4 protein-coding genes are annotated in these 2499 nt (G+C 43.3%); all 4 read right to left on the reverse strand.

Translation table 11 applies throughout. The features are described 5' to 3' along the window. Positions 1–65: 65 nt before the first annotated feature. Complete coding sequence (gene gspK / locus A3729_RS15575; RefSeq protein WP_068511059.1) at positions 66–1082, reverse strand: type II secretion system minor pseudopilin GspK; 1017 nt, start codon at positions 1080–1082, stop codon at positions 66–68. Then, positions 1082–1813 (reverse strand): type II secretion system minor pseudopilin GspJ, encoded by a 732-nt coding sequence (gspJ, locus tag A3729_RS15580; RefSeq protein WP_068511061.1) that lies wholly within the window; start codon positions 1811–1813, stop codon positions 1082–1084. The genes gspK and gspJ overlap by 1 nt, the downstream gene beginning before the upstream one ends. After that, positions 1813–2223 carry a type II secretion system minor pseudopilin GspI gene (gspI, locus tag A3729_RS15585; protein WP_068511063.1) on the reverse strand — a complete coding sequence of 137 codons (411 nt, stop codon included), beginning with the start codon at positions 2221–2223 and terminating at the stop codon, positions 1813–1815. The genes gspJ and gspI overlap by 1 nt, the downstream gene beginning before the upstream one ends. Further along, the coding region (locus tag A3729_RS33160; RefSeq protein WP_197475876.1) for a hypothetical protein at positions 2223–2499 on the reverse strand (277 nt) is incomplete at its 5' end. The genes gspI and A3729_RS33160, both read right to left, overlap by 1 nt.

Genomic DNA, 2499 nt, shown 5'->3' on the forward strand with positions numbered 1-2499 from the left:
GCCTTACAAACAATGTATTTGGCATGAGTTTACTCTATCTGTTTTGAACGACGCTAATCGTTTTATTATAGCGCCACTTGCTCTTTGGTAATTAAATATTTTTGGCCCTGGTTACGACTAAGAACCTGTAAAGACCCGTCTTCGTTACTCCGATAGAGTACACTTCTTAACCTGACCGTGCGCTCGGAAAGTGTCACTTCGGTCGCTAACTCGTAAAAGTCAGATCGAACCCCGATGTAATTAAAGTTTATTTTTCCATCCGCAACTAAAGTCTCAGCCTTAAACTCGTCAATATTCTTCCAGGCCTTATCCTGACGAGCTTCTACCAAGCTATCTGCCTGGGCATCAGTAAGGGTTTCACTTAAACTCTGTAAAACTTCCGCTGTTGCAGTATTTACATTAACGGGAGCCCAACCCTGAGGCAATACAGTGACATGCTCTAATAGTTTTTTGAAGTCTTCATTACTGATTGTGGGAAGTAATCGTAATTCTGATATATCGAGCATAGGCTGGCCAGCATTTCTATAAGGAGGGTCTAAGGACAAATACTCGCCATCTTCCGCCCCATCAAAACCACTTGAGTCCTGATTTTCATCAAGCCAGTCAATAATTTGCTCAAGCTTTACCGTTTCGATCGCCAAACGATTAAATAAACGAGTGAAGCGTTCCTTCATTACAGGGATAACTTCCCCTGTCACACTGACTAGGTCATTTAGATTCAGCTTCCCTTGAACATCATTAAACTGTGACGAAACAATTGCACCTTCATAGGGTCTTGTTAAAGAGGACTCAAGAAAGGCTAGGTCATCATAGAATTCTTTTTCTACATCTTTATCATTATCCCAATCATCTTTTAGCCACCACTTTGCATATAACTCGGAGCCAATCGCGTATTGATACGCTTGAGACTGGGCAAATAAATTACCGGCCTGCTGAACAAAAATACTCTGTCTGTTGTACATACCGACAGACAGTATAGAAACTAATGCGAAAACAAAGATGACAATCATCAAGGCGACCCCGCCCTGTTTTTTAACTGAGCATGGGTACTGAATACCGTATGTTCTATATAGCAGAGGCATCAGTCTTTAGCCTTCTGGCCATCAAGACCGTTATCTGAAGATGCGCCGCCACTTAATTCAAGCTCTTTGCCGGAAAAATAGCTCCCTACCTCAAACAAGCGCTTCACCTTGCCGAAGCGTTTATGTGCTATTTCGATTTCAATTGCCTTGGGTAAGCTGTTGTTTGTTTGACGCGGGTCAGGTGAAGTGGTCTCGCTGTCAAGCGATTCAACAGGCCACTTACCCACCCATGCATCGCTCTCATTCAAAAAACGAAAATCAAGAGATTCAATATCGTTTAAGAGAGTCTTTCGAATGCTTTCACTGTCCTGAGTCTGATCAAGCGCTGTCCAGTAGTGCCTTACAAGCTTTTCACTATCCAGCTCGTAGGCGACACGTTGAATCTCGGAACGCTTATCGTCTAAAGGATTACGCCAGCCTACTCGGCTAAATTGGATTTTATAAAAATCAGAGCTGCTATCCAGTGCGTTTTGATAGTCGCCATACTCGTCTCGTATCGAACGACCAATGACTTGCGAAAGGTCGCGCTTAACGATCAGCATTGCTTTTTGAATTTGATTCAGCTCTTCGAGATGAACCTGAGTACGATCACTACTTGTGATCGCTGAGTTCAATACCTGCCAGGCGCCCAAACCAATTAATGCAGTAATACCTATCGCGATAAGGACTTCTAGCAATGTGAAGCCTTGTTGAGATGCAAGGGCTTGCTTGATTTTGGTGGAATCCAGCATTAGTAGCGCCCTAACATACTGGAAAGTGTTAGTTTTTTGCTCTTATCGCCACTCTGCTCATCGATAAGATAGACATCTACGTCGAGCTTGTTGATATCGGCATTTGCTGTTTTGCTAACCTTAGAAACCACCTGCCATTCTTGATTCGCAAACTCGATCTCTTCTTTATATTCTTTAATTGCAGGCAGTGATTTTGAAAGCTGAAGCTCTGTGATCTTATTTTCCGCAATCCAAGAAGCAACTATCTTATGCCTTACGTTAAAATATTGGCTAACGGTTGATGCCGTCACCTCTTGTTGAATCATGGCTACCGAGACGAAGACCAGCATAGCCATCATTACTTCTAAAAGTGTGAAGCCCGCATGCTTGGTTATCTTAGAAAGATTACGTTGCCTGATAGACCTATGCATTAGCCTGCATCCTCATCCTGTTGCAGGAAGGGTACAACAATCTCACCTTGCTCATCAGTCTTGATTTCGATCCGGCTATCGCTGTCGCCCATGAGTTGAACACCAATAACAAACTGATCAACTTCACCACTGGATAGCAGCATAAAACTAGGTTTTTTTGAGGATTCTTCAATTTCCAGAGTGTCAGTGTTGCCGATATACTCGCCTGATACAGAGGTGCCGAGGATTTCGCGCCCTTTCCCTTCCCGCTGAAAGTCTAATGTTAACCACTCGGGC

Source organism: Oleiphilus sp. HI0043 (assembly GCF_001634935.1).

Coding starts and splice junctions, on each gene's coding strand:
- gspK (WP_068511059.1), bottom strand. CDS start 1,082: ATGCCTCTGCTATATAGAACATACGGTATTCAGTACCCATGCTCAGTT.
- gspI (WP_068511063.1), bottom strand. CDS start 2,223: ATGCATAGGTCTATCAGGCAACGTAATCTTTCTAAGATAACCAAGCAT.
- gspJ (WP_068511061.1), bottom strand. CDS start 1,813: ATGCTGGATTCCACCAAAATCAAGCAAGCCCTTGCATCTCAACAAGGC.